The sequence below is a fragment of the Nostoc sp. FACHB-110 genome, assembly GCF_014697425.1.
Classification (GTDB): Bacteria; Cyanobacteriota; Cyanobacteriia; order Cyanobacteriales; family Nostocaceae; genus Nostoc_B.
In genome coordinates, this window is the sequence record NZ_JACJRU010000035.1 from 31,290 (window position 1) to 53,949 (window position 22,660).

Genomic DNA, 22,660 nt, shown 5'->3' on the forward strand with positions numbered 1-22,660 from the left:
CAGTTTTTACAACTAACTTTCTTGGGTCAGTTCTACTGTGGCTGTTGGTTGAAGTGTAAATGCAACTCTGGGGTCTGGCATGAAGGTATATCTGAGGTACAGTCCACCCCAGACGAACAAGATAATTAATAAAGCACCAATACCCAAAGGACTAGGAAGCCAGAAAACTACTTCTATATGGTTGAGTTCGCCTGGTTGCAGTCGCCACACCAGTTGATTACCTTGCTTTTCTGGTGTGACAGCATCTTCGGTGAGTGGAATAGTTTTAGCCCCAAAAGGAGTTTTTAAGCTAAATTCCAAGTCGAGAATTGCACCAGCATCAGTGAGGACGTTGCCTTTACTGGCGATTAAAGCCAGCGATCGCAAGTCTAAATCATAAATTAAACGATTTCTCACCAACAGTAAAAAATTATTTTGAAATAAAAGTAAATTTGATTCAACTTTTGGTAATTCTGAATCGGTTTCGTTGGGTTTAGCTGCTACTTTTTGAGAATTACGAGAGCTAAAAAATTCATTAAATTTAGTTTGCAACTCTTGACCATTACTGAAGGGAATGGTCACTATAATTTCTTCTTGAGAAACTCTTTGCGCCTTGCCTTCAAGTTTCCGCGCGCGATTTTCTATACTATCTAACCAGGCATAGACATAATCACCACTAAAACTAGTCAGCCGTTCACCTAATTTTATGTGCTGCACTAATTCACCACTATTAGAGTGGTGAAAATTTAAGCCGACATCATATTTAACACAACCAGATAACAGCAGTGATGTTAACACGACCAGCCACAATACAGACTTTCGAGGAGAAACAAAAAGGTTAATACTTCTCCTGAGATGCGCTGCCAACTTAGAAAAATTAATCACTGTACTTCTCCTAAAAAAGACAACTGAAGTATGAAGTATGAAGTGTGAAGTATGAAAATTTTGATAAATCACCAGGATTGAATTGGCTTGTTGAGACTCAAAGTCAAGGTGAAAATTGGAGCGTTCAAATCCCCGATTTATTTAATAAGTCAGGGATATTGTTGTTCACAGATAGCCTTATTTCATACTTCATACTTCATACTTCACACTTCATACTTCACACTTCATACTTCACACTTCATACTTCATACTTCACACTTCATACTTCACACTTCATACTTCACACTTCATACTTCACACTTCATACTTCACACTTCACACTTCACACTTCATTAAAAAGCTAACCAAGCCAGATAAGAAATAATAACTCCAATAGTAATTAGTGCTACCCAAATAAAGCGATTATCTTTAGTATTAACCTGGCTGAGGTCAACAAATTCGGGTTCAGCAGTTTTTTTCTTGGGTGTGGATTTAGTCGGATTAGGCGCAATACGCATTTTGGATTCATTATCTGACAACGCACCCAAATCGGGAATTTCCGTCATCCATTCGCTTGGTCGTTTGAGCTTTGGTGCTTGTAATATGTAGAGCAACCGCCGGGCTTGTTTGTTGATTTCTGAGTAGGGATGACGTTGGAGTTGTTTGCAAAGTGCGATCGCTTCTTCATTTCTTCCAGCCGCTTCATAAGCTGTTACTAGCCAAATTTGCGCTTCACCCCCTAAACGGGAATTACGAGTTAATAAAGCACTTGCCTTTTCGAGATTTTCTATGGCTTCCCGATATTGCCCATTTTCAAAGGCAAATCTGCCCGCTTGGTAACGCTTTCTGGCAATTTCTAAACTTTGGTCACTCACGTTTCGCATATAAATCAGCACTGTCTTAATTGTGCCAATGTCAGTAAACTTTTTGTAATCTTTTTAGAACCTAATCATTTTCCAGGAGATAAACTTTTAAAATTTAACTAGTAGTCATCTGTAAAAACCCTTAATTATACAATACAGGTGAGCAAAATATGGTTAATATCAAGTCTTATCAACCCAAATGGCTAGGAGCAGGAATTAGTCTGGTATTGATGAGTACCTTCATTGCTCCAGCTTCAGCCCAACAGGTGATTGTGATTGATAACAACAATCCTTTTGGTGTAAGTCAGCCACCTGCTGTTGGTTCATTTATTTATGGTAGTCCAATTGCCACACCCATGCCTGTAGATCCCTCAACAGGGCTTTTACCTAGAACTCGCACTGTCTACCCCGATTATTATCCTCCAGTCAGGCATTACAGAAGATTCAATAATCCCACTATCATCAATCCCACAATTCAAGACTCGACGATAGTCAATCCAGTAATCATCAATAATTCCTGGCGACAAAGACCGTTTAGAGGGCGATCGCGGGTGATTATCACTCATCCTTGGTAATGTGATGGCACAAGGCAGTGGCTATTGTTCAAGAGGGGTCAAAAGCCTTTTCTGAACAAAACCTTCTGCCCCCTGCCCCCTGCCTTCTTCAAACAAAATGAGAACCCGAAATCATTGTCCCGATCCCTACATCGGTAAATATTTCGAGTAACAGTGCGTGGGGTAGACGACCATCGATAATGTGTGCAGCCCGAACTCCTTGAGCGAGCGATCGCACGCAACAATTAACTTTGGGAATCATCCCACCACTGACTACACCACTAGCAATCAATTCCCGTGCTTCCCGAATATCTACTTTGGGAATTAACGTCGATGGGTCTTTATAATCTTTTAAAATCCCTCTAGTATCGGTGAGCAAAATTAACTTTTCAGCCCCCAAGGCCGCAGCAATTTCCCCAGCAACAGTATCTGCGTTAATGTTATATGCTTGTCCCGATTCATCAGCAGCAACACTTGACACTACCGGAATATAACCGTTACTCGAAAGAGTTTCTAAAATTTTGATATTAACACCGCTAACTTCACCCACAAAGCCGATACCTTCTTGACCTTGGGGACGGGCTGTAATTAAATTCCCATCTTTGCCGCATAAACCCACAGCCATACCACCAGCTTGGTTAATCAAAGCCACAATTTCTTTATTCACTCGACCGACTAACACCATTTCCACCACATCCATTGTGGGAGCGTCGGTCACTCGCAAACCATTTTTAAATTGTGGTTCGATGCCTAATTTATCTAACCAACTGTTAATTTCAGGGCCGCCACCATGTACAAGAATGGGGCGCAAGCCAACACAAGATAAAAAGACAATATCGCGGATTACCTTGTCTTTGAGGGTGCTGTCTTTCATCGCTGCACCACCATATTTCACAACAACAGTACGTCCCGCAAATTGTTGAATGTAGGGTAGTGCTTCGCTGAGTACCCGCACACGGGTAGCTTCAGCTTGCCTGATATACTCAGTATCGTTGACCATCATGGTTGATATTTAAAACCTATGCAGTCAGTGTAGAAGACTTTTTCTCTGGTCACAATCTCTTAGTTGGAAGTGCTAAGGATAAACAAGGCGATCATCGCTTAATTTTCTACATTCTGGTGAGAAGCAGGGGTTTTCAGAACGCTAGGAATGGCTGCCATAACTCGATTAGCGATTTGTTCTGGTGTTTCACCTTCGTTGACGATGATGTGCAAATCAGCTTGGGCGTAGAGTGCTTGGCGCTGTTCAAGCAGGGAGCGCAATTTACCTTGCGGATCAGGATCTTGCAGTAGTGGGCGTGTGGTATCTTCAGCCAAGCGCTCATAAAGCAGTTCCACTGGCACATCTAGCCACACAATTAAACCGTGGCGTAAGTAACTCCAATTTTCTCGCTTTAGCACAATGCCGCCACCTGTGGCTACAGTCAAATTTAGATGCGCGCTAACTTGGGCTAATACATCACTTTCCAACTGGCGGAATGCGGCTTCTCCTTCTTCGGCAAATAACTGATTGATGGATCTACCTGCTGCTTTAGCAATCACATCATCAGTATCCACAAACCCATAACTCAACTGTTTTGCTAATAAACGCCCTACCGTTGATTTACCAGCACCCATCATCCCAATTAAGTACAGGCTTACTCCTTGCAATAAGCTACTCACCAGTCGCTTTACTCCAGTAAATTCTCAACTCCTCACTTTACTTTAAATCTCGGCATTCAAGCGACTTTCTTTGATGTGGTTTTTTAAGTGTGCCGCAAAAATGGTCTGACTCATTAAAAAGTAGCTTTCTTGTTCTTCGCTTAATTTCAGGTTTTCTTCAATTAAGCGTTCAATTATATACTCCATAAATACTGGAGTTTGCGCAAAGCTAGAACCTTGTTGTTCAATCAGGGAGCGTCTCATTAATAAATCGACCGCTTCTAAAATTAATCTTTGCGATAGTTTAGGTGACAAACCTGGTATAGTATTTTTCTGCAATTGCCTCACAGAAACAGCATTCTGATTCATTGCCAACCAGTACATCATATGCTTTTCTAATTGCGACAACCGATTAAACTGTTGCTCTAGAATGGTGCGAATCTCCCCAAACACCACAGTTCCTTGTTGAATAAACTCATCAATATTGCCACCAAATAATTCTTGAATGGTTGTCGCTACTAATTTTAAGAACAGTGGATTTCCGGCATATTGTTTTAACAAAGTATGGCATTCGTCTTCTGTTATATTAGTCAACCCTTTATATTTCAGAAGTGAGAGGCTTTCTAAGAGATTTAAACCAGTTAATCTCAAAGAGCGAACAGGTAGCGAATTACCTTCTAAAGCTGTGATTTCGGGAGTTTTTTCTCGACTGGTTAATATTAAACAGCTTTGATGCTGCGATTCCCCAACGCGCCTAATTAGCTCCCCATATAATTCATATCCTGGGCGATACTGAATTTGAGTCAGAATAAAAGAAGGATGAGAATTTTTCATTCCTTGGCTGCTAGCTGTTAATGTCGTGTCAATATCACTGCTAGCTAAAACTGCATCAAAATGATCAAAAACAATTAAACATCGATAATTACGCAAAAAATCTATCAATTGAGAGATGCGCCCTTCGGTATTTTCTGAAATAGCTATTTCTTGATGGGGTAATAAATTTTGAATTAGCTGTTCGATTATCTGTTCCGGGGTAGGAGATAGACGTAGCGATCGCCAGATGACATAATCAAACTGCTCTTGAATTTCTTGTGCTAGCTTCACCGAAAAAACTGTCTTACCAATACCACCCATACCTGAAAGTAGAAGTAAGCGACAGCCTTCTTGCAATATCCATTGTTGAGTTTTTGCAAGTTCTGTGATACGACCCTCAAAAACGCTAACATCAACTGCTTCACCCCAATCGGGCATTGCCGCTGATTTAACTTTGACTAACTCTGTTTGTGTAGGTTTTGATGCTTTTTTCGGAATAATTGCTGCTGGTAATTGAATCCTACCTTTTTTGTACCCAGCTTTTTCTAGTAAATAAGTTACACGACTCCAATTTTTCACTTTTACTGAGTAGCCAGCTGCATTACTCAGCATTTCTTCTATATACTTGTATAATCCATTAGACAAATAAACTCTAACGGTGCTACTACTGCGACTTTGATAAACTATACTGGCAATTTCTGCTGGACTGCAACCACACAGCAAACCTCTGAGGAATTTCTTTTCTACTGGAGTTAACGCTTTACCTTTTGTTGATGCTAAATCTACGTATAACTTTTCTAACTCCCAATTACTTTTAGCCTCAACAAATTCCTCTTCGACTTGATTTGAATCTGGTGTTGCCATTACCATAATTTATGTAGTTAATATAACCCCGGCAATATCCTAACTATTATTCGATGAAGTCAGAATAAATAAAAAGTAAATTTATAACGAATTTACTAACTGTTGTTAGGTGACTTGGAAGTTCTTGCTTAGATATCTTTAGATTTAACGGAAATTTTATCAAGCTTGTTTGAAACTTTAAGCAAACAAATTCGGTCAATAGAAATCTACGTAACTTTTGGTCTGTGCTGTGAGAATTTTAGATTGGCATCATACCGTGTCTTTAGTATCACATTATTGGAATTCTAAAATTCTTGGAAATTAAGTTATCATCAAAAATTTTTGCCAAGCAAGGTGTAAAAAGAGACTGAATTTTTGAGCTTGTCGGAACTAAGCTTTGCAAAATTTAAGGTATAAGCACAAAAAACGATGCGTATTCTACCGGACTCAGCCCGAATAATTAATGTGGTGTGTTAAGAGGCATCAACCATGACTCGAATTCGTGATGTTGTACAACAAGCTTTAACAACTGGATATTTAACTGTTGAAGCAGAAAATCAATTACGGCATTTATTAACCAGTCGTTATGACTTGGAAGATTTCAATGCTTTTATGGCTTTGCAAGAAGCGGCGATGAACGGTAAAGTCAGGCAAGAATCGCGGGAAAGAAGTGTGAAGTGTGAAGTCTGAAGTCTGAAGTGTGAAGTCTGAAGTCTGTAGACGCGCAGCGTCTGGCCGCAGGCTAGTCTGAAGTTTGTAGACAGTTAATCAAGACTGCCATTCTCTTTTCTTCTGCCTCCTGCCTCCTGCCTTTCCATCACAATAGTTTTTCACACTGAGCTACTCAATCACTTGCGTGGTTTTTCGTCATCCTCAAATTCATCATCCTCAAAAAATGACCAATCATCGTCATCACTAGTGCTTGCGGTTTCGTTTTCAGGTTGTTTGTAGGGAGGAATAATGACGCGATAATCAGCATCATAAACTGATTCGGTTTTACCTACAGCCGTATTTTTGGGTTCGCGGTAGCTGTAAGAGTAAGTTGAACCAGACTTAGAAGCTGTTTTAGGTTGTTGTTGGCGTTCTTCTGGTTCAAAATTGCGTTCTGGTTGAGGACGAGGTGTTTGTTCTGATTGTTCCTCAAAATCCCAATCATCGTTATTATTACTAGTCTCCCAATCATCAAATTCTTCGGTTGCAGGTGTTTGATTTTGCCGAGCAGATGATGGAGAAGTAAAAGGCGTAGATTTAAATTCTTCTCTGCTAGGTGCGCTGACACGCCGTGAAGTTGCTGCTGATTTTGCCTGGGTTTTTTGCCGTGGTTGCCCTTGAAAATAACTCGATATTTTAAATAAAGTAGTGATCAATACAGACGTAAACGCACCCGCAGTAGTAATAAATAAAATCCACATTGCTAGAGGTAAGGGTTGAGTACGCATCCCTAAAAACACTAACGATATAGCAGGCGACCAGTTCTGTACTAACAACAGTGTTAGTCCTCCTAGTATTGCCACTAATAAAATTAAGCGAAGTACAGCCATAAGCAAGTATGAATTATGAATTATGAAGTATGAAGTATGAAGTGTGAAATATAAATTTCATACTTCAGCCTAGCCTGCGGCAAGCCTTACATACTTCATACTTTAACGATGACCTTGCCACCGTTGAATGGGGATGCAGTCAATCTCTAATTGATCTAAAGTCCGGGCGACGACAAAATCCACCAAATCTTCGATGGTTTGCGGGTTGTGATACCAAGCAGGTATAGCTGGGACAATTCTCACCCCCGTTTCTGCCAAGGTGGTTAAGTTACGCAGATGAATCAGGCTAAAGGGAGTTTCCCGGGGTACGATCACTAGTCTACGCCCTTCTTTGAGTTGGACATCTGCTGCCCTTTCTAGTAAGTCGGAACTCAAGCCAACGGCTAGCTTGGCAACTGTACTCATACTACAGGGGATGATGATCATCCCTAAAGTGCGAAAGGAGCCACTGGCTATATTAGCTCCCACATCACTCCAAGGATGACAGCGTAGTTTGCCTGCAACGGCTACTCCTGCTTGTTCGCGCCAGAATTGCTCTTGTTGAGTTGGTTCGGCTGGCATTTTAATTTCCTGTTCGGCTTGCCAAACCATGTAACTTGATTTAGAGGCAACTAATTCAATTTCATAGTCAGCAGCAAGCAAATACTTGAGAGCGCGAACGGCATAAATTAGCCCAGATGCTCCTGATACGCCAATGATTAACGGCTTGGTGTGATGTGACACGCGATTTTCTTAACAAAACTTATTCATCATCAGCATAAGCTTCTAAATCGCTAGGTTCAAGGTCACGAGATAGATAAATGTCATCTCGGTCATCATTAAGACTAGGATTACCTAAGCCTTTAGGTAGGCCATCACTGCCAACGGTGACTAAATCAATTTGTTGGCGGTAGTAATCGACACTCTTCACCTGGACAGATACACGATCGCCTAATCTGTAAGAAGCGCGATTTTTTCGACCAAACAAGGCTTGTTGTCTGGCGCGATATTCATACCAGTCATCTTTTAAGGAACTAACGTGGACTAATCCTTCTACCCGCAATGGCGCACTGGGATGTTTTTGTTTGGGCGAGTCTGTGGTTGGGACTTCAATTTCTACAAAGAACCCGTAGGACTGCACACCAGTAATTACGCCTTGGAAAACTTGCCCAATGCGTTGTTTCATTAGTTGGGCTTTTTGCAACCCTGCTAAGTCAGCTTCGGCTTCTTGGACTTCTTTTTCGCGGTCATTGAGTTGAATGATGACCCTGGTTAAATCGCTTTGCAGTTCTTGTTGCAATTCGGGCGGTAAGACGTTCCAACTGACTTCGATGTGGGATGATGAATGACGCAGGTTAACGCGGTCTTTAACGCGGGTAGTGCGGCGATCGCGTCCATGTTCAATCAGTCGGTAGTAAACTCGTTGCAAGAGCAAATCAGGATAGCGGCGTAAGGGCGAAGTACAGTGAGTATATTGCGCTAGTGCCAAGCCAAAATGACTGCCTTTGGTGGTACTGTAAGCGGCTGGTTTGAGGGTGTCTTGCAACAAATAAGTTAACACCTGTTCGGAAGGTGATTCGGCAAAGGCTCGCGTTAATAATTGGTAATCTAAGGGTTGGATATCCGCTTCGGGGTCTAATGTCAGTTCCACACCCAAATTAATTGCCAGTTTGAGCATTTCTTGGACATCTTCGGGATCAGGTGCGCCTTGGACTCGCCAAATGGCGGGGATACCTAATGCACTGAGATGTTCTGCCATGAGTTGATTGACTAATAGCGTAAACTCGGTGAGGAGCGATCGCACAGTTAAATTATTCACTACAACCGCACCTAACATTCCTTCATCAAAGTAAGGATTTTGATTGGGTGGCAAGTTTAACTGTAAGCTACCACGGGCTAGACGTGCTTGTTTGACGACTTGGTGTAAACCTTCTAGGTTTTGCAATAACTGAATGACTTCCTCAGATTCCTTAGCAGGTTGACCACCAAGAACTGCTTCCGCCTTGTCTTTGTTGATGGCTGTATCGACATTAATCACACTCGGTTGAATTTCCCATTCTTCCACTTCCCCGGATGTTGGGTCGATGGTAATTAAGAATGAGAGTGTGAGGCGATCACTTCCCGCCACCAAAGAACAGCGATCGGCTACAGTGTCTGGTAACATAGGCAATACTAAATCACCCAAGTACACAGAGCGTCCGCGCTTCAAGGCTTCTCTGTCTAAAATTTCATCGGGTTGAATGAAGTGAGAAACATCGGCAATGTGAAAGCCTAAACGCCAACCTTTGTTGGTTTTTTCCAAACTCAAAGCATTTTCTACTAACTTGGCATCAGTATTGATCCCCGTAATTGCCAAGGTAAATAAACTGCGTAAATCTAATCTGGTTTTGATGTCCGCTTTCAGGATGCGTTTGGGTAATTTCGCTGCTGCTTCTTGTACCGCTTCGGAAAAATTGCGGGATAAATCATGTTTACAAGTGACCAAATCAATATCGGCGGCGGCTTCCGCATCGCTACCCAAAATTTGCACGACCCTTCCCAGGGGGGGATATTGCGCTAAAGGATAACGCAGCACTTCCACATGGGCGAGATGGTCGATGGCTTCGGCAAAAGTCATACCATTTGTTTGCAACTTGAGTTCAAACAACAGGCGATCATCTAAAGGTACTGCGCGAAAACCACTTTCTACTTGTTTAATCCGCGCTAGTAATGTGTGATTAGAACGTTCTAAAATTAACTTAACTTCCCCTTCGGGAGAGCGCCGCCGACTACCTTCTTTGAGAACTCTTACCAAAACGCGATCGCCATTCCACGCATTACTTAAATGACTTTCGCGGATGTAGATATCTTCAGCGCCTTCTACATCTTGAATTGCAAAACAAAAGCCCTTACTAGAACAGCGAAGTTTGGCTTCGATCATCCCTTCTTCAAAGACGCGGCGATATTTGCCCCGTTCTTTGACCAAAATTCCGATTTTTTCTAGGACTTCTAAAGCAATATGCAGCTTTTGTAAACTATCCTCATCTTCGCAGCCAAGTTTTTTTTCTAAAACTTTCCGAGCTACCAATTTATCATCGGTGAAATTGGCAAGGAGTGTAGCGATTGAAAATTCCATGCAGTGAACCGACCTTTGGTCAAAACATCATGTTGGTTGAATCTGGTTCTGTTCTGTATACCCTCACGGCCTACAGATACTTAACTAACTGGAAACGAATTGCCCTGAGGCATGGTTCTGTGAAGTTCCGCACCAGGGAAATCAACCTACCCTTAAGATAAAGTCGCTCCCGAAATCTTGGAACTTCTCACTGCACGACCATTTCAGAGTTAGCTTGCGCTTTGTCCCTTCACCTAACCAAACTGATAAAGTACGCCTGATGAGGGGGTTTTGCCTACTCAGTAATTACGCGAAGGCTTTTTGAGAGGCTAGCTTAAGATTACTCTCCACACTGCCCAAAAGCGATAGGTAGGAAAAACCACAGGTGTTTGATTGTCTAGCTTGAAGGTGCTTTTACGCCATCTAACTCTGATTTTTAACTAGGAGAAACTGCTGATAAACCTAATTTTCCCATCTGTAGAATCGGTGACAATCAGGCCAGCAGCCATACAAGCAGTGAGGGCGAACCTTATCTCCATTATTGTAGATTTAGAGCGTACTTCCAGGAAATAATTCTATATAGAGAATTAGGTAAATAGTATAGCATTGAAGGTGAGATCACCTAGTTAATAGGGGCAGTAGCGAATAATTTGGGAGAAATAATAGTTACTGCCGCAATTACAACACACAAACACAGCACAAACTTTACCTTGAATTTTAAGATACCAGAAAAATTAGCTTGTTAGTGCTGTGGCAGTTTTTGTAGGCGATCGCATCTACTCAAGAATAAATCTTACCCAATCTTCCGAATTAATTAGCTTTTTCTCTGCCGACAAAGGAATTAGGGTCTTAAAATTAAAATATTTCCATAGATTCACTGTGGTCAACTTAGTTATCTCCCATTCAATTTCACACTTCTCTTTCCTTGGGCGATGACAAAATGATACACACACAGTAAACGTAACTAACTGGGGTCTAGAGATTGCATCAACCCCATAATTTAGCAGACATTAGTTTTTGGTGGCAGTATTATGTTGGCTCAATTTCAGAGCTTATATCCCAACGGCAGTTTAATTTCCGAATTAGTAGACATTTTTCAAGGTAAATATATTGTTCGGGCTAGTGTCCAAATTGACGGTGTAACTCGTGCTACTGGTTTGGCCGCAGCCGACACCGTAGAAGCCGCCGAAGACCAAGCTAGAACTAGGGCTTTGATGGTTTTGGGCGTTACAAGTTCACCAGCAACCCAAGTTGAATCATCTCCCAAACCAACAATTGCAGTACAAGCAAATCCTGTGAGTAAAACAACAGTAGATGTTAATGAATCTACTTATGGGTCTAAAACAGATAGGGATTTGGAATTAGTGACAAGTAAAACAGAAATATCTTTCCCATCTACTACTAGTAAGAATATTGAACCAGAATTATTGGCAATTGATACATTAAATACTAGTAATACTTACATTTCCTCCCCAAGCTTGAATTCTAGCTTACCTTTAACTCCAGAACCAGCATTTACTCACCATACAGATGATTTGGATATTGCCGTATCTCATCAACCAGAAACTCCAGCTTTTTCTGGGATGACTGCGAGTAATGTCACTCCATTTACACCACGTAATTCTAGTTCTTCAGAAACTACAACCGCTCCCACAACTAGTAAAAGAAAAAAGAAAGCTGAAGCAGTAGATTTGTCTGATATTATTGCCAAAACTGATGTAGAACTTCAACGTTTAGGTTGGACACCAGAACAAGGAAGAGAGCATTTAATTAAAACTTACAATAAAAGAGGGCGGACTTTGCTGACTGAAGATGAATTGCAAAGTTTTCTCCAATATCTACAATCTCAACCTGATCCAATCGCCGGGTTTTAATTAGTCATTTATTAACCGAAGCAGAACTACTAGATTTTCTCAAATACTTGGAATCTTTAGCCACACCCTTAATTTAGTAGGTTGGGCATAATACCCAGCCTACAATAAAAAATAACTACACCACAGCCATTGGACGGCTACCCGCAGAGTGACGGTCAATTACTTGGTCAATCAAACCGTATTCTCTGGCTTCGTCGGGTGACATGAAGAAATCGCGTTCGGTGTCTTCTGCAATGCGCTCAATGGGCTGACCTGTGTGGTCTGCGAGAAAGTCGTTGAGTCGCTTCTTGTGATACAAAATTTCCCGCGCTTGAATTTCAATGTCGGTAGCTTGGCCTTGTGCGCCGCCTAAAGGTTGGTGAATCATAATCCGCGAATGGGGTAGACTCATCCGCTTACCTTTAGTACCAGCACTCAAAAGAAAAGCTCCCATACTTGCCGCTAATCCGGTACAAATGGTACAGACATCTGGACGGATATGCTTCATAGTGTCAAAAATACCCATACCAGCAGTTACCGAACCGCCGGGAGAGTTAATGTACATATAAATGTCTTTTTCTGGGTCTTCTGCATCCAAGAACAGCATTTGGGCAACTATTAAGTTAGCTAAGTTGCTGTCAATCTGTTGTCCCAAGAAGATGATACGCTCACGCAACAGCCGTGAGTAGATATCAAAGGCGCGTTCGCCTCGACCCGATTGTTCAATAACGATAGGAATCATGCAGCGTTCTTGTAGCTAAATTACATCTATTTTATCGATTTTGATTTTAGCGATGACAACGGCTAATGGCGGTTTTCACCCCTAAAATGGCGAATTAACTCTTGAAGAAGGCAGATGTTAATCATTATTTACAGGCACTTTTAATCAAGAGCAGCGTCTAAGGAATTGTCTTTATTTGCTGAGGGCGGTCAACTAAACATATCTGACACGCTGACTCAGGCAATTAAGGAATGCTACACCATCTTAGTAGCTTGGCTGTCAGACTGCTGAAACAATATCCTAAAACGTGGATTTTGTCAGTAACTGAGAACTTTGCAATTTATTGAATAAGTTCAGGGCATTTGTCCAGCTAACCCCACATTCGGAAACTTATGGCTTTGGGGTGTATTTAAAAAACGGATTTCATTTGCAGTGCTATCACTTGAGGGAGACCTGCCATGCTAGAAAAACTTGTGCAAGCCGCCATCATTACTTTCTTGCTTCATCTGATAGCAGGAATTAATCCTCATACAAAAATTCAAGCTAACGTCAAAGCACCCACACCAGAAACTTCAACAACACTCATCAGTTTTCTGTGGCGTTCTTTGCCTGAGCGTTAAGCAGTCCCAATGAAACTGATTTCACCAGCCTTGTGTGAAAGAACAGCTAGTATCTTTACTCAGCACTTTCAAGACTGTTTTTGGTTGAGTTTTGTTTAGGTGTGTATCTCGCTTAATGCTTGAAGAATGTAGACTGGGCAAAGAAGGCATCTATCCTCACACAACAAGCTCATGACTAATCGCCTTGCCCAAGCCAAGAGTCTCTACCTGCGTAAACACGCCGAAAATCCGATTGATTGGTGGCCTTGGTGTGATGAAGCTCTCACCACTGCTAAGGCAGAAAATAAACCTATCTTTCTTTCCATTGGTTACTCTAGTTGCCACTGGTGTACTGTGATGGAAGGTGAGGCTTTTTCTAATGCTGCGATCGCAGATTACATGAATGCCAATTTTCTGCCTATAAAAGTAGACAGAGAAGAACGCCCAGACATCGACAGCATTTATATGCAGGCATTACAGATGATGACTGGTCAAGGTGGTTGGCCGTTAAATGCCTTTCTTTCTCCGGAAGATTTGGTTCCTTTTTACGCTGGGACTTATTTTCCGGTTGATCCCCGCTACGGCCGTCCTGGTTTTTTACAAGTTCTGCAAGCTTTACGGCGCTACTATGACACCGAAAAAGAGGAACTGCGCCAACGCAAAGCAGTAATTTTAGACTCGCTCCTCACCTCTGCAATCTTGCAAAATGATGATCCCCAACCAGTTGCAGAAAATGAATTACTAGGTAAAGGTTGGGAAACTAGCACGGGGATCATTACTGCTAATCAATACGGTAACAGTTTCCCGATGATGCCTTATGCTGAATTAGCACTGCGGGGAAATCGGTTGAATTTGCCATCTCGCTATGATGGTCAGCAAATTTGTACTCAACGCGGACTAGATTTAGCCCTGGGTGGAATTTATGATCATGTAGGTGGCGGCTTTCATCGCTATACAGTTGATCCCACCTGGACAGTGCCTCACTTTGAAAAGATGCTGTATGACAATGGGCAAATTGTCGAGTATCTAGCAAATTTATGGAGTGCGGGTATTCAAGAACCGGCTTTTGCTAGGGCTGTGGCGGGAACTGTACAATGGCTGCAACGCGAAATGATTGCCCCGGAAGGCTACTTTTACGCGGCTCAAGATGCAGATAGTTTCATTAATTCTGATGCAGTCGAGCCAGAAGAAGGGGCTTTTTATGTGTGGAGTTACAGCGAACTCGCACAGTTATTAACACCAGAAGAATTAAACCTATTACAACAAGAGTTTACAGTTAGTCCTCAAGGCAACTTTGAAGGGTTGAATGTATTGCAAAGGCGTAACCCTGGGGAATTGAGTCCAGAAATAGAAACAGCATTAGCAAAATTATTTACAGCGCGTTATGGTGATGCACCAGAATCATTAAAGACTTTTCCCCCAGCCCGGAATAATCAAGAAGCCAAAACCCATAATTGGCCGGGGCGTATTCCCTCGGTGACGGATACAAAAATGATTGTGGCTTGGAATAGTTTGATGATTTCTGGGTTAGCTAGAGCAGGTGGGGTCTTTCAATCACCTTTGTATTTGGAACTAGCCGCACAAGCCGCTAATTTTATTTGGGAAAATCAGTTTGTCAATGGACGTTTCCACCGACTCAATTATCAAGGTGAAGCGACAGTTTTAGCGCAGTCTGAAGACTACGCCTTTTTTATTAAAGCGTTACTGGATTTGCAAGCTTGTAGCCCAGAGGATAAACAATGGTTGGAAAAAGCGATCGCTATCCAAGAAGAATTCGACGAATTTCTCTGGAGTGTAGAACTAGGAGGATATTTTAACACATCTAGCGATGCTAGTCAGGAATTAATTGTCCGTGAACGCAGCTATGCGGATAATGCTACACCTTCAGCTAACGGAGTAGCGATCGCAAATCTTGTCAGGTTATCACTACTCACCGATAATCTGCACTATCTCGATTTATCAGAGCAAGGTTTAAAAGCCTTCCGAAGTATCATGGCTAGTCATCCTCAAGCTTGCCCTAGCTTATTCACCGCTTTGGATTGGTATCGTAACTCTACCCTAATTCGCAGCACCACTGAGCAAATTCAAGCTCTCATTCCTCAATATTTGCCAGTAGCAGCGTTTTCTGTCGTTTCTAACCTCCCACAAGGCAGTATCGCCTTAGTTTGCCAAGGTTTAAAATGTCTTGCACCAGCCACCAGCATTGAGCAAATGTTACAGCAAGTGCAGCAAAGTCAAACGAGAGGATGATTCTTTTTAGGAAGCAGAAAACTGATAAAGTCCATCTACTAAATCAAGCAAAATAGCAATGAAAACCGAACAAGAAAGAAAAGAAATAATTGAATCTATCAATGTGTTGTTAAACCAAGCTTATGACAGTGTGTTAGATGAAATCCTCACGTATTTACAAAGAATAGATGATATGGAAGATGAAGAAGATTTACAAGCTATTAAGGAAGCTAGAGAAGATAGACGCATCAATGGTACTGTTTCTTGGAATGAATATCAAGGATATAACAAAGAAACGGCTTAATGTATCAAGTTGAATTAACCAAGGGTGCGCTAAAACAACTAAATAAACTACCCAAGAATATTAAAGAACGCATCGATGCTAAAATTCTAGATTTGGCTATAGAAACGCGTCCAAATGGAGTTAAAAAATTCAAGGTGATGACAATTCTTATCGGATTCGAGTAGGAGATTACCGCATCATTTATGAAATCTATGATGATATTTTACTAATAACTGTAATTAGAATAGGGCATAGAAGTAAAATTTATAAAGACGAAATCTGACAAATAACAGGACTTACGCAAAATCATGAAAAAAAGAACCGCAAAGAGCGCAAAGGACACGAAGTTAAGAGAATTTGAGAGGGTTCTTGCGTAAGTCCTAAAATAAAAAAAATCTGGCGTTGCATAAATGCAGGATGAATTAAGCCTTTTCAGCAAGGTTAACTATCGATTTTTCTCGTCTTTGCGTCTTTGCGCCTTTGCGCGAAACAAAAAACATCCCTCTAATTATCAACGCCACAAATCTCAGGTCTAGAGACAAAATTCAGGTGTGGTGCAAAATAGGGACATAGAAACACAAATGACTCAGCACTCAGCACTTTTATCTGCCATTGTATTGGCTGGCGGTAAAAGTTCACGGATGGGACAGGATAAAGCTTTGCTGACGGTTGAAGGTGTGCCTTTATTACAGCGAGTTTGTCAGATTGCGGCGGCTTGTGCTGAGACTGTTTTTATTGTCACTCCTTGGCCGGAACGCTATCAACATTTAACACTGCCTCGTTGTCAGTTTATTTTAGAAGCGCCTGTAAATCATGGGCCGTTGGTGGGGTTTGCCCAAGGACTTGCACAGGTGCAAACTGATTGGGTGCTGTTACTTGCTTGCGATTTACCAAAGTTGCAGGTTGAGGTGTTGCAAGGATGGGTGGCGCAACTTGATAATGTAGGGGAAGATGCGATCGCCGCTTTAGCTCATCATCCTAAAGGCTGGGAACCTCTGTGCGGTTTTTATCGCCGTCAGTGTTTGCCGCAACTACTAGATTTTATCAACCAAGGCGGGCGATCGTTTCAGCAGTGGCTGAAGTTGCATCCTATACAATTTTTGTCCGTCCCAACTGAAGAAATCTTGTTTAACTGTAATACCCCAGAAGATTGGGCATTAATCAAATAAAAACATCCTTTTATCTAGCAAATAACCCAAAATTAAAATATAGCTGTAGTCACTTCTGACTCCTAAACTCTGTTGATAAAAATGTAATAAACAATACATTTTTCTGGTAAATATTAGTCATTCCAAGTCAGCATATCAGCATAATCAATCTTTGAAGGGTTGCTGTATCGTTCACGTTTTGTTACAAAAGTACAAAGAACTTCTAGAGACCCATAACCAAATGTTCGGCGGACTAACTGGTTTACAAGATCCTAAAGGCACTGACTGGGGTGAGCGAATGCTCAACACAGTCGCCAGCCAAACGATTCGCCATTTGTTTACTCAAAGCGAGTCAGTAGAAGTCTTTGTACGCTGCTATCCCTCCAGCAAGTTGTTGCAAGGCAGCATTGATAGCTTCAAAATGAGTGGTCGTGGCTTAGTCATCCGTAGAGATTTTGCGGTAGAGGAGATGTCTTTTGAGACGGATGCGGTGGCGATAGATTTTGGCGCGGTATTAAGTGGCAAGTTAAATCTCAAGCAACCTACCCAGGCGATCGCTCAAGTAGTATTATCCGAAGCAGGTATTAACCAAGCCTTCAAAGCAGAACTGGTAAAAAAACGTCTAGTTAACCTTGATGTACCCACCTTGACAGCATTATCTGACGGTAAGCCAGTTTCCTTTCCCGAAGTTCAGGTAAAATTATTGCCAGGAAATCGTCTGCAAATCGCCGCCAAAGCCGATTTGAATAATGGCGAACTGATCCCCGTAAATATGACAGTTTCCATCGCTGTAGAACGGCGGCGACGGATTTCATTTCAAGACCCACAAATTGACCTTGAGCAAGTGCCAGAAGCGCAAAAAGCCACTTCCCAAACCCTGAGCAAAGCACTAGCAGAAATTTTAGATAATATGGTCGATTTAGATCGCTTTGACCTTGATGGAGTCAAAATGCGCCTTAACCGTTTAGAAACTGAAGGGCAAAAATTAATTTTCAGTGGATATGCGGAGATTGAACGCATTCCTCGTAGTTCTTAATCTTGAAATATTTTTTATCCCCACTGCCTAAGTTAGACACATTTTCTCAAGTATTTTTTCTTTCCGTACCAGCATTTTGATAAGTTAGTTAGTACATAGTTTGCAACAATTACATTCAATCGAAGAGGGGATTAAGTTGAGTCACCATCAAGATGCCATTGCGCCGCACGGTGGACAGTTAATTAATCGCATTGCCACGCCTGAACAAAGAGCAGAATTTCTCTCGAAGGCGGATTTTTTACCACGCGTGCAACTAGATGAGCGTGCAGTTTCAGATGTAGAAATGATTGCTATCGGTGCTTTTAGTCCACTCACTGGTTTTATGAACCAGTCAGACTATGATCTCGTCGTCACTCAAATGCGTCTGGCTAACGGTCTGGTGTGGTCAATCCCGATTACACTTTCGGTAACAGAGGAAGTTGCTGCACCTCTTATAGAAGGCGATTACATCCGTCTTGATAACCCCCAAGGTGATTTCATTGCTGTTTTGCAACTAACCCAAAAATATCACTACGACAAAACCCGCGAAGCTATTAATGTTTACCGCACCGATGACGCAAAACATCCGGGGATAAAGGTACTTTATAACCAAGGTTCGGTTCATCTTGCTGGTGATATCTGGTTACTCCAACGAGAAGATCATCCCCATTTCCCCAAATACCAAATTGATCCCGTCGCATCACGCCAGTTATTCAAAGAAAAAGGCTGGAAAACAATTGTTGGTTTTCAAACTCGCAACCCTATCCACCGCGCCCATGAATATATTCAAAAGTGCGCTTTAGAAACTGTGGATGGGCTGTTTTTACATCCCTTAGTTGGCGCGACCAAAGAAGATGATATCGCAGCTGATGTGCGGATGCGCTGCTATGAAATTTTGTTAGAACATTACTACCCCTTAGACCGGGTGATTTTAGCAATTAACCCAGCTGCAATGCGTTATGCAGGCCCGCGTGAAGCAATTTTCCATGCTTTAGTTCGCAAAAACTACGGCTGCACTCACTTCATTGTTGGACGGGATCATGCAGGCGTTGGCGACTACTACGGTACTTATGATGCTCAATACATCTTTGATGAATTTGAGCCTAGCGAAATCGGTATTGTCCCGATGAAGTTTGAACACGCGTTCTATTGCACGCGTACCAAGCAAATGGCCACAACTAAAACCAGTCCCAGCCGTCCAGAAGAACGGATTCACCTATCAGGAACAAAAGTCAGAGAAATGCTACGGCGCGGTGAATTACCCCCACCAGAATTCTCTCGCCCTGAAGTTGCAGCCGAATTGGCCCGGGCGATGCGAGTTCCAGTTCCAGCATTGACTTAAACAAGATATGGAGACAAGGGATCTGGGGAGTTCTTTCCCCATGTCTCTAAATCTCTATCTTGATTGCACCTAAAAGTTTTGGTGGATTAATTATTGCTTGCTCGAGTTGGTGAAATGATAATAGTAAAAACTTAACTTTACACTGAGACTTCAGCCCTTTAAGCTGTTAGCTGACAGGCTGAGGACTGATGTCTAACTTATGAAGCGCCGGACTTTTTTACAACGAATTGGCTCAATACTGGCCTTGTTGGGTTTAACTGAAGCTGAGTGGTTGACTTTAGGCAATCGCTACTCTCAAGCTTTGGCACAATCTAACCCCCGCAAATTGGCTTTATTAGTCGGTATTAATAAGTATCGAAAAAGTCCTTCTCTTAGTGGATGTCTAACCGATGTAGAACTACAAAAAGAATTATTAATTCATCGGTTTAGCTTTGCAAGTTCTAATATTTTGACGTTAACTGATGAACAAGCTAGCCGCGAATTTATTGAGGCAGCTTTTTTAGATCATTTTGGTAAGCAAGTTAAGTCGGATGATGTAGTTGTTTTTCACTTTAGTGGTTACGGCACTCGCATCAAATTAGATGAGTCATCGGAGACGCTACAAAAAGCTTTAGTGCCAACCAACGAAAATTTAGAAATTCAAGACGAAAAGATAGCTACTTATTTATTAGAAGAAACTCTTTTATTATTGTTGCGATCGCTCCCTACAGAACGTGTGACAGCAGTATTAGATACTAGCTATGATGCACCTAATATCATTCAGCCCACAGGTTTAAAAATTCGCGCCCGTCAAGACTTAGCGGCACAATTAGCCACAGCAGAACTTGAATTTCTCAAACAACTAAAAACTCAAAATTACCTGAGTAACGCAGTTATATTATCTGCAACATCAGACCCGAAGCAAGTCGCAAAAGAAGCGTTATTTTCTGGATTTAGTGCGGGCTTATTTACCTACGCTTTAACACAATATCTCTGGGAAACTACCCCAGCCACAACAATTCACTTCAGCCTATCTCATGTGGATAGTGCAATGTATAAGCGGGGGAGTAAACAGCAACCTAAGTTAATTACGGACAAAAAAGTTTTGACTAGCGAGAATTTATGGCTAGATCAAAATGCTAGTGCCGAGGGAGCCATCATTGCCATAGAAGACGAGGGCAAAACTGTACAATTATGGTTAGGAGGGCTACCAGCACAAGTATTAGAAAACTATGGCGTAAATTCTCGATTTACCTCAACCAACGGACAACAGCTAATATTGCGATCTCGTACTGGTTTAACTGCAAAAGCGCAAATCTCTGCTATTGAAACCGCCACTCCCTTAGAAGTTGGACAACTTGTGCAAGAATCTATCCGAGTGCTACCGCTCCATCTTAATTTAGCTGTGGCTTTAGATTCTGGGCTAGAAAGAATTGAACGGGTAGATGCAACTAGCGCCTTTGCGGGAATTGCCCCCGTTGCCAGTATCATCACAGGAGAACAAGCTGTAGATTATGTTTTTGGTAAACTCTTAGAAACTCCCAGCCGCTACGGTTTATTTTCTCCTGGTGGATTGTTAATTCCCAATAGTGCCGGCGAAGTTGGGGAAGCTGTGAAAGTAGCCGTGACACGCTTAGGCGCAAAATTATCCCATCTATTAGCAGCCAAGTTATGGCGACTCACAGAAAATGAAGGTTCTTCTCGCTTACCAATCAAGGGAAGTTTAGAGATAGTTAATGGGATATCGCCAAAGGTGATTGGACAACGCGAAACCTTACGAACTGTGGACTCGAAAACACCAACGAAAAAACCACTCACCACTCCCAACATACCAATTGGTAGCCGAGTGCAATACCGCATAGAAAATAAAGGCGATCGCGCGGTATATTTCATGCTACTAGGGTTGAAAAATTATCGGACTGCGATCGCTTTTTATCCTTGGCAAACAGTCGAAGAACCAAACACTTCCGAAACTAAACCTCTACTGCAACAAATAGTTATTCCTGCTGGTGAAACCGTGATTTTGCCACAGAATTCGGCTGCATCTGGATGGACAATTTCCGGCCCAGCTTACGAATGCGAACACCAACTAATTTTTAGCACCGCACCCTTCAGCAGCACACTAAAAGCTTTAGAAACTCCCAAATATCCCCCAAGCGATCAACAGCCAATTGGTGCGCTAGTGAATCCTTTAGAAATCGCTCAAGCTGTCTTACAAGATTTACACAACGCCAGCATCACCACAGCCGAAATGAACGGTACAGCCAACGATTCATATATCTTAAATGTCAATCAATGGGCTAGTTTTAACTTTGGGTTTCAAGTCAACTAAAAAAGTGTGAAGTATGAAGTATGAAGTCTGAAATTAATCAGTCAATCTAAAATCCAAAATCTCAAACTTTTATGATCCAAACTGCGGGTGCTGTTAGCCTTAACACCTACGTTCAAGGTCAAGGATTTCCAATTTTAGCGATACATGGTCATCCTGGTTCTGGTCGTAGTCTTTCTGTATTTACTAATCACTTATCAAAACGCTTTCAAACTTTTGCCCCTGATTTGCGTGGCTACGGCAAAAACCGCTATCAAGGTAATTTTGCCATGACCGACCATTTAACCGACCTAGAAGCTCTTTTAAACCGCTTTGCCATTGAAAAATGCTTAATACTGGGTTGGTCACTAGGTGGAATTTTGGCGATGGAATTAGCTTTTAAGATGCCAGAGCGTGTCACGGGGCTAATTTTGGTAGCTACAGCCGCTAGACCCTATGGCAGTCATCCCCCGATAACTTGGCAAGATAATCTGTATACAGGGATTGCGGCGATATTAAATTTGATTAAGCCTAGCTGGCAATGGAATATTGATACATTTGGTAAGCGATCGCTATTTCGTTACCTAATTCAGCAACATACAGCTACAGCCTATAAGTACATTGCCCAAGAAGCAGTCCCAGCCTATTTACAAACTTCAGCCGCTGCGACTCGTGCCTTATCTACTGCTTTACGGTCTAAATATAATCGCCTAACTGAACTAGACCATATTAATTGCCCTAGTCTAGTACTAGCAGGCGCGCAAGACCGTCACATCACAGCCGAATCTAGCTTAGAAACTGCCAGACATCTCAAAAATAGTCAGTGGCAATGCTACCCTAACACCGCACATCTTTTCCCCTGGGAAATTCCGCATCAGGTATTAAGTGACATTGACCACTGGCTAGAAACACATCCCCAAGTGATGCGTAGCTAATAATTTTTAGTTGTTGAATGAAGGATGAAGCGAAGAATGGTAATTTCATACTTCAGACTTCATACTTCAGACTTCAA

21 protein-coding genes are annotated in these 22,660 nt (G+C 41.9%); 12 read left to right on the forward strand and 9 right to left on the reverse strand.

Translation table 11 applies throughout. The annotated features are described in order from the left end of the window. Window positions 1-12 precede the first annotated feature (12 nt). Window positions 13-861 (reverse strand): DUF3153 domain-containing protein, encoded by an 849-nt coding sequence (locus tag H6G69_RS25025; protein ID WP_397326994.1) that lies wholly within the window; start codon window positions 859-861, stop codon window positions 13-15. A gap of 335 nt (window positions 862-1,196) precedes the next feature. Then, on the reverse strand, window positions 1,197-1,727 hold the full coding sequence (locus H6G69_RS25030; RefSeq protein ID WP_190691823.1) for a tetratricopeptide repeat protein: 531 nt from the start codon (window positions 1,725-1,727) through the stop codon (window positions 1,197-1,199). A gap of 149 nt (window positions 1,728-1,876) precedes the next feature. Between H6G69_RS25030 and H6G69_RS25035 the strand changes: the two genes are divergently transcribed. Continuing rightward, window positions 1,877-2,281, forward strand: coding sequence for a hypothetical protein (locus tag H6G69_RS25035; protein WP_190691824.1), 405 nt, complete (start codon window positions 1,877-1,879; stop codon window positions 2,279-2,281). An 88-nt stretch (window positions 2,282-2,369) separates the two neighbouring features. Here H6G69_RS25035 and argB read toward each other — a convergent pair whose 3' ends face one another. The 3 genes from argB to H6G69_RS25050 form a co-directional block, all read right to left on the reverse strand. Continuing rightward, on the reverse strand, window positions 2,370-3,263 hold the full coding sequence (argB, locus tag H6G69_RS25040; protein WP_190691825.1) for an acetylglutamate kinase: 894 nt from the start codon (window positions 3,261-3,263) through the stop codon (window positions 2,370-2,372). A gap of 98 nt (window positions 3,264-3,361) precedes the next feature. Beyond that, window positions 3,362-3,922: a shikimate kinase gene (locus H6G69_RS25045; protein WP_190691826.1), complete on the reverse strand. Its 561-nt coding sequence runs from the start codon at window positions 3,920-3,922 to the stop codon at window positions 3,362-3,364. Window positions 3,923-3,964: 42 nt separating this feature from the next. Then, window positions 3,965-5,578, reverse strand: a complete 1,614-nt coding sequence (locus tag H6G69_RS25050) for an NB-ARC domain-containing protein (RefSeq protein WP_190691827.1) — start codon at window positions 5,576-5,578, stop codon at window positions 3,965-3,967. Window positions 5,579-6,046: 468 nt separating this feature from the next. On the opposite strand from H6G69_RS25050, the gene H6G69_RS25055 reads away from it, so the two are divergent. Next, complete coding sequence (locus H6G69_RS25055) at window positions 6,047-6,247, forward strand: hypothetical protein (RefSeq protein ID WP_190691828.1); 201 nt, start codon at window positions 6,047-6,049, stop codon at window positions 6,245-6,247. 158 nt (window positions 6,248-6,405) lie between these two features. Here the strand turns inward: H6G69_RS25055 and H6G69_RS25060 are convergent, their stop codons facing one another. The 3 genes from H6G69_RS25060 to H6G69_RS25070 all read right to left on the reverse strand — a co-directional run bounded on the left by H6G69_RS25060 (window position 6,406) and on the right by H6G69_RS25070 (window position 10,192). Next, entirely contained in the window at window positions 6,406-7,098 is a 693-nt protein-coding gene (locus H6G69_RS25060) for a LapA family protein (protein WP_190691829.1), read from the reverse strand. 102 nt (window positions 7,099-7,200) lie between these two features. After that, complete coding sequence (locus H6G69_RS25065) at window positions 7,201-7,821, reverse strand: flavin prenyltransferase UbiX (protein WP_190691830.1); 621 nt, start codon at window positions 7,819-7,821, stop codon at window positions 7,201-7,203. A gap of 19 nt (window positions 7,822-7,840) precedes the next feature. Next, a complete protein-coding gene (locus tag H6G69_RS25070; protein WP_190691831.1) occupies window positions 7,841-10,192 on the reverse strand; it encodes a ribonuclease R family protein in 2,352 nt (783 codons plus the stop codon). Between the two features lie 1,010 nt (window positions 10,193-11,202). Between H6G69_RS25070 and H6G69_RS25075 the strand changes: the two genes are divergently transcribed. Then, the gene (locus H6G69_RS25075) at window positions 11,203-12,045 is read left to right on the forward strand and encodes a hypothetical protein (protein ID WP_190691832.1); all 843 of its coding nucleotides are present in this window, start codon (window positions 11,203-11,205) and stop codon (window positions 12,043-12,045) included. Between the two features lie 115 nt (window positions 12,046-12,160). Here H6G69_RS25075 and clpP read toward each other — a convergent pair whose 3' ends face one another. Then, a complete protein-coding gene (clpP, locus tag H6G69_RS25080) occupies window positions 12,161-12,766 on the reverse strand; it encodes an ATP-dependent Clp endopeptidase proteolytic subunit ClpP (RefSeq protein WP_190691833.1) in 606 nt (201 codons plus the stop codon). Between the two features lie 437 nt (window positions 12,767-13,203). Between clpP and H6G69_RS25085 the strand changes: the two genes are divergently transcribed. The 9 genes from H6G69_RS25085 to H6G69_RS25125 all read left to right on the forward strand — a co-directional run bounded on the left by H6G69_RS25085 (window position 13,204) and on the right by H6G69_RS25125 (window position 22,583). Continuing rightward, complete coding sequence (locus H6G69_RS25085; RefSeq protein ID WP_190691834.1) at window positions 13,204-13,365, forward strand: hypothetical protein; 162 nt, start codon at window positions 13,204-13,206, stop codon at window positions 13,363-13,365. A 171-nt stretch (window positions 13,366-13,536) separates the two neighbouring features. After that, entirely contained in the window at window positions 13,537-15,594 is a 2,058-nt protein-coding gene (locus H6G69_RS25090; RefSeq protein WP_190691835.1) for a thioredoxin domain-containing protein, read from the forward strand. Between the two features lie 58 nt (window positions 15,595-15,652). After that, on the forward strand, window positions 15,653-15,877 hold the full coding sequence (locus H6G69_RS25095) for a hypothetical protein (RefSeq protein WP_190691836.1): 225 nt from the start codon (window positions 15,653-15,655) through the stop codon (window positions 15,875-15,877). A gap of 187 nt (window positions 15,878-16,064) precedes the next feature. Further along, window positions 16,065-16,139: a hypothetical protein gene (locus H6G69_RS34705; protein WP_313951995.1), complete on the forward strand. Its 75-nt coding sequence runs from the start codon at window positions 16,065-16,067 to the stop codon at window positions 16,137-16,139. Window positions 16,140-16,437: 298 nt separating this feature from the next. Then, window positions 16,438-17,025: a molybdenum cofactor guanylyltransferase gene (locus H6G69_RS25105; RefSeq protein ID WP_190691837.1), complete on the forward strand. Its 588-nt coding sequence runs from the start codon at window positions 16,438-16,440 to the stop codon at window positions 17,023-17,025. Between the two features lie 220 nt (window positions 17,026-17,245). Beyond that, window positions 17,246-18,040 carry a DUF2993 domain-containing protein gene (locus tag H6G69_RS25110; RefSeq protein WP_190691838.1) on the forward strand — a complete coding sequence of 265 codons (795 nt, stop codon included), beginning with the start codon at window positions 17,246-17,248 and terminating at the stop codon, window positions 18,038-18,040. 136 nt (window positions 18,041-18,176) lie between these two features. Beyond that, on the forward strand, window positions 18,177-19,361 hold the full coding sequence (gene sat, locus H6G69_RS25115) for a sulfate adenylyltransferase (RefSeq protein ID WP_190691839.1): 1,185 nt from the start codon (window positions 18,177-18,179) through the stop codon (window positions 19,359-19,361). 199 nt (window positions 19,362-19,560) lie between these two features. Further along, complete coding sequence (locus tag H6G69_RS25120) at window positions 19,561-21,672, forward strand: caspase family protein (protein ID WP_190691840.1); 2,112 nt, start codon at window positions 19,561-19,563, stop codon at window positions 21,670-21,672. Between the two features lie 71 nt (window positions 21,673-21,743). Next, on the forward strand, window positions 21,744-22,583 hold the full coding sequence (locus H6G69_RS25125; protein ID WP_190691841.1) for an alpha/beta fold hydrolase: 840 nt from the start codon (window positions 21,744-21,746) through the stop codon (window positions 22,581-22,583). Window positions 22,584-22,660: the final 77 nt, after the last annotated feature.

Coding starts and splice junctions, on each gene's coding strand:
- H6G69_RS25085 (WP_190691834.1), top strand. CDS start 13,204: ATGCTAGAAAAACTTGTGCAAGCCGCCATCATTACTTTCTTGCTTCAT.
- H6G69_RS25120 (WP_190691840.1), top strand. CDS start 19,561: ATGAAGCGCCGGACTTTTTTACAACGAATTGGCTCAATACTGGCCTTG.
- H6G69_RS25110 (WP_190691838.1), top strand. CDS start 17,246: ATGTTCGGCGGACTAACTGGTTTACAAGATCCTAAAGGCACTGACTGG.
- H6G69_RS25125 (WP_190691841.1), top strand. CDS start 21,744: ATGATCCAAACTGCGGGTGCTGTTAGCCTTAACACCTACGTTCAAGGT.
- argB (WP_190691825.1), bottom strand. CDS start 3,263: ATGATGGTCAACGATACTGAGTATATCAGGCAAGCTGAAGCTACCCGT.
- H6G69_RS25105 (WP_190691837.1), top strand. CDS start 16,438: ATGACTCAGCACTCAGCACTTTTATCTGCCATTGTATTGGCTGGCGGT.
- clpP (WP_190691833.1), bottom strand. CDS start 12,766: ATGATTCCTATCGTTATTGAACAATCGGGTCGAGGCGAACGCGCCTTT.
- H6G69_RS25070 (WP_190691831.1), bottom strand. CDS start 10,192: ATGGAATTTTCAATCGCTACACTCCTTGCCAATTTCACCGATGATAAA.
- H6G69_RS25090 (WP_190691835.1), top strand. CDS start 13,537: ATGACTAATCGCCTTGCCCAAGCCAAGAGTCTCTACCTGCGTAAACAC.
- H6G69_RS25095 (WP_190691836.1), top strand. CDS start 15,653: ATGAAAACCGAACAAGAAAGAAAAGAAATAATTGAATCTATCAATGTG.
- H6G69_RS25055 (WP_190691828.1), top strand. CDS start 6,047: ATGACTCGAATTCGTGATGTTGTACAACAAGCTTTAACAACTGGATAT.
- H6G69_RS25035 (WP_190691824.1), top strand. CDS start 1,877: ATGGTTAATATCAAGTCTTATCAACCCAAATGGCTAGGAGCAGGAATT.
- H6G69_RS25075 (WP_190691832.1), top strand. CDS start 11,203: ATGTTGGCTCAATTTCAGAGCTTATATCCCAACGGCAGTTTAATTTCC.
- H6G69_RS25030 (WP_190691823.1), bottom strand. CDS start 1,727: ATGCGAAACGTGAGTGACCAAAGTTTAGAAATTGCCAGAAAGCGTTAC.
- H6G69_RS25050 (WP_190691827.1), bottom strand. CDS start 5,578: ATGGCAACACCAGATTCAAATCAAGTCGAAGAGGAATTTGTTGAGGCT.
- H6G69_RS25060 (WP_190691829.1), bottom strand. CDS start 7,098: ATGGCTGTACTTCGCTTAATTTTATTAGTGGCAATACTAGGAGGACTA.